The sequence below is a fragment of the Anaerophilus nitritigenes genome (assembly GCF_004138215.1).
Classification (GTDB): domain Bacteria; phylum Bacillota; class Clostridia; order Peptostreptococcales; family Thermotaleaceae; genus Anaerophilus; species Anaerophilus nitritogenes.
Genome location: NZ_RYYS01000006.1, coordinates 1 through 3,126 on the forward strand (window position 1 = coordinate 1; position 3,126 = coordinate 3,126).

General features: G+C 29.1%; 5 protein-coding genes and 1 riboswitch. Of the genes, 4 read left to right on the forward strand and 1 reads right to left on the reverse strand.

What is annotated here, in order from left to right; genetic code table 11:
• Window positions 1-349 precede the first annotated feature (349 nt).
• Together EK368_RS00310 and EK368_RS00315 are read left to right on the forward strand one after the other, a co-directional pair.
• A complete protein-coding gene (locus EK368_RS00310) occupies window positions 350-679 on the forward strand; it encodes a hypothetical protein (protein ID WP_129595734.1) in 330 nt (109 codons plus the stop codon).
• Entirely contained in the window at window positions 645-827 is a 183-nt protein-coding gene (locus EK368_RS00315) for a hypothetical protein (protein WP_129595735.1), read from the forward strand. The genes EK368_RS00310 and EK368_RS00315 overlap by 35 nt, the downstream gene beginning before the upstream one ends.
• A gap of 41 nt (window positions 828-868) precedes the next feature.
• Here the strand turns inward: EK368_RS00315 and EK368_RS00320 are convergent, their stop codons facing one another.
• Window positions 869-1,429: a hypothetical protein gene (locus tag EK368_RS00320; RefSeq protein ID WP_129595736.1), complete on the reverse strand. Its 561-nt coding sequence runs from the start codon at window positions 1,427-1,429 to the stop codon at window positions 869-871.
• Window positions 1,430-1,715: 286 nt separating this feature from the next.
• Window positions 1,716-1,811: riboswitch (guanidine-I (ykkC/yxkD leader) on the forward strand.
• A gap of 89 nt (window positions 1,812-1,900) precedes the next feature.
• Between EK368_RS00320 and EK368_RS00325 the strand changes: the two genes are divergently transcribed.
• On the forward strand, window positions 1,901-2,221 hold the full coding sequence (locus EK368_RS00325; protein WP_129595737.1) for a DMT family transporter: 321 nt from the start codon (window positions 1,901-1,903) through the stop codon (window positions 2,219-2,221).
• Between the two features lie 67 nt (window positions 2,222-2,288).
• On the forward strand, window positions 2,289-2,978 hold the full coding sequence (locus EK368_RS00330) for a radical SAM protein (protein WP_129595738.1): 690 nt from the start codon (window positions 2,289-2,291) through the stop codon (window positions 2,976-2,978).
• Window positions 2,979-3,126 lie beyond the last annotated feature (148 nt).

The window sequence follows — 3,126 nt, forward strand, 5'->3', positions numbered from 1 at the left end:
GCCATATGTTTTTTACAATATCTGTCAAGTGGCCCTATTTTACATGAATGGTCGCCGTACCCCGATTTAAGAAGGCCTTAAATCTAAAAAATACGGTGAATTTCATAAAACAGAAATGAATCTTGCATAAAAAATATCCTGTTTTGCAGGAAAAGTTGCTTTTGAAAGAAAATAAAAAATAGCTAATAGATTAGATATTTGACAGCTCAAAATAAAAATTCGAACATTCTAAATATAACAACTTTGATTATTCTACAAGAATTTAAATTTTTTTCAAACAGGTTGCACTATCATTTATTATTATCAATATAAAATATTTATTATTTACCCTAATGAAAAAAGAATTGGATTGAATGTTCTCACCACTGCTTTAATGATAGATTGGACTGAGACTTTTAGCCTAAAATACCATGAACCAGGTGAGGTATATACAGCAGTAAATGTGTATGATGGAGGAAGATTAATAGTATCAAGAAGAGGTAAGTATCCAGATACTATTAAGTCTAACAATACTGGTGGAAGTAGTAATAAATGGAGCATAGAGGTTGATTTACCAACAAATAGACATAGAGTAGGAACTTTGACTTTTTATATGGATGGAGTTAATATGCACTCTTGCGATTGTCTAGGACGAGGAACGGTAAATGTTGATAGAACTGACACAATATGGAAGATATGAGTTAATGATTCATGGAGGCAAAAGTCAAAGCAGTCTTTGGAACACTGATGGATACATCAGGGTATTTGACAGAGATATGAAGGTTATAGTAGACTACATAAATAATTGCCATAACAAATCAGGTAGAGTTACAATAAATGAATATTAAAAAAGGGGCTTAGTGCCCTTTTTAAAATTTAAAAAGTTATATTAGAGAGATATATTGTATTCATAATTTTCAATTATTATATCTATGATTTTTTTATATCCTTGATGTTGATTATATAGCTTGGATGATTCATCTGGATACCTTTTGTTTAGTTCATAAAGTAATGAGCCAAAGAGCTCTGCTGATGCTCCATCAGAATGGGTATATGCTTCATATATGTATAATATTTCTTTTGAGGTATACTTATCATATCTTAAAATAGCTTCTTCACTAAATTCTCCTGTGTCTATGATTTGTCCGAATTCTATGATTTGTTTGTCGAATTCACGTTCTTTTAATTCATGATATTTTTTCCAATCTATTTCTCCTAAATAATTAATCATCAACTCTACCTCATCATCAGATAAAGTGTTTTTCTTATTCAATTCATAAACTTCCATTTCTAAGTTAAAATCAGACTCTTCAGTTAAATCTTGTTTTTCTTCTTTTGTTGGAATAATTTTAGCATTATTTAAAAAATCAACATGTTTTAATGTTGTAAAAATATATAATAACATTATTGCTGAAAATATAGCTATTATATACCTTCGTTGCTTTTTCATAAAATTTCTCCTTTCTAATCATTCGTTTAGTGTATAAATTACCTATATTTATCTTAATATTACATGGGAAAAATTAAAAGTGTTATATGGGATCTCACCAACATATGCTACAAAAACAACGCTAAGGAATTAGATAGAATAAATTTTGTGAATCAATATGAATCAAGGAGAACCAAAGGGACAGGTACCTTGATTCACCTGTGGAGAAAAGTATTTAGTTGATGGATCTTTTATATTATGCTAAAATTAATTGTAATTTTAATTTGTAGATTATAATTAAATATACATTTAAGTTTTCTAGGGTTCCGCAGTTTATAACTGGCTGGTCCGAGAGAAGACGCACAGGCAACTGTGTACACGGAGGGATAAAAGCCTGGGAGATATTTTTATAATATTTCCTTAGGCTTTTTTATTTTTTTCTTTAAAAAGCTATAAGATAACCTTAACCATTAATTTAGGGAGGTAAAGTTTATGGAATGGAGTTATTTAGTTATAGCAGGTTTTTTAGAAGTAGGCTGGGCAATGGGCATGAAGTATTCACAAGGGTTTACAAAAATATTACCTAGCACATTAACTGTTATAGGAATGGTTGCAAGTTTCTATTTTTTATCATTGTCTTTAAAAAGCTTACCACTAGGCAATGCATATGCAATTTGGACAGGTATAGGAACTGTTGGTACGGTAGTCTTAGGTATTATTTTATTTAAAGAACCCATTAATGTAATGCGTATGATTTGTATTGCATTTATAGTTTTTGGAATCGTTGGTCTGAAATTAATACCAATAGATTAATAATCCTATATAGTTTAGAAATAACAAAAAATAAGTAATAATATTACTGAAAGAGGAGGATAAGATAATGGATAGTTTTAGTTACAAAGATATTTATATTGAAGATGGAAGAAGGGTACTGGAGGTTAATATACTTCCAGAAAAGTATTGTAATTTTGACTGTATATTTTGTCCTATTGGAAGGTCGCAAAATAAGGTAGATACCCAAAAGTCATTTGATAAAATAGGTAGTTCATTGATTGAACTAGAAAGCATGATAGAAAGTACAAAAGCAGAACTAATCTTTATTAACTCAAAAGGAGAAGCCTTAGTAAATGATAAAATTGCTGATATTATTGACTTTATCAAAGTCAAAGGTTTACCTGTAAGACTTCTTTCTAATGGATATTTACTAGGTAGAGATGAATATATAAAAATTGCTAATAAATGTGATGAGGTTGTTGGAGAGATAAAAGTAATCACAGAAAAAGATTTTCAAAAAATCCAAAGACCTATTGAAGGGTATACGTTAGTAGAATACATTTCAAATATGGTTTCTTTTAATAGACAATACAAAGGGAAATTTATATTTGAAATTACTATTATTAAGGGTTATAACGATGATGAAGAATCAATTCAGAAGATAAAAAATATTATTAAGGAAATATCTCCGAACAAGATAATCATTGAAAGAATAGAAGATGAAAGATTTAAGAAAAAACTTGGTATAACAGATGAAAGATTTGAGGAAATTTCAAATGCATTACTAGATATTTAGAGGGAATCATGAATCAAGGTACCTGTCCCCTTGATTCTCCCATGATTCTCATCATCTCTTATCTAAGTTTTTATAGTTGCTGTTCAACTGAATCAATAACATATTTAAAAAGGCTTAGTTTAAACTCTCTGGAATTGAACTCTCTTTT

What these genes read in the sequence shown, in the direction of transcription:
- EK368_RS00315 (WP_129595735.1), top strand. Translation starts at nt 645, where the DNA reads ATGTTGATAGAACTGACACAATATGGAAGATATGAGTTAATGATTCAT.
- EK368_RS00320 (WP_129595736.1), bottom strand. Translation starts at nt 1,429, where the DNA reads ATGAAAAAGCAACGAAGGTATATAATAGCTATATTTTCAGCAATAATG.
- EK368_RS00325 (WP_129595737.1), top strand. Translation starts at nt 1,901, where the DNA reads ATGGAATGGAGTTATTTAGTTATAGCAGGTTTTTTAGAAGTAGGCTGG.
- EK368_RS00330 (WP_129595738.1), top strand. Translation starts at nt 2,289, where the DNA reads ATGGATAGTTTTAGTTACAAAGATATTTATATTGAAGATGGAAGAAGG.